The following is a 281-nucleotide window of genomic DNA, read 5'->3' on the forward strand; positions in this document are numbered from 1 at the left end:
TCGCGGCCCTTCTCGTGGCCGTTAACCTCAACCTCAATCTCAGTCTTGCCACCAGGCAGATCCGGATCCTCAACAACTACATTGATAGGACCATCAACATCCTTACCCGGAGTAACAACAACGTTGCCGTTCTCGTCAATCTTAGCCGGAACGTCCTTGCCATCCTCATCGGTAGCAGAGACCTTGGTGTCCTTATCCGGGTTAGTGACCTTGATACCAGTGTCCTGCTCCTTATCAGTCGGATCAACCGGCTTCACACCAGAATCATCAACCGTGGTCTT

The 281-nt window shown here is 52.0% G+C and carries 1 protein-coding gene; it reads right to left on the minus strand.

Going from position 1 to position 281, the window contains the following annotated elements; translation table 11 throughout:
• Positions 1-281 (minus strand): hypothetical protein (locus HMPREF2978_RS13165; RefSeq protein WP_168166436.1); only part of this gene is annotated, 281 nt, incomplete at both ends.

This window comes from Corynebacterium sp. HMSC074C01 (assembly GCF_001814605.1).
Taxonomy (GTDB): Bacteria; Actinomycetota; Actinomycetes; order Mycobacteriales; family Mycobacteriaceae; genus Corynebacterium.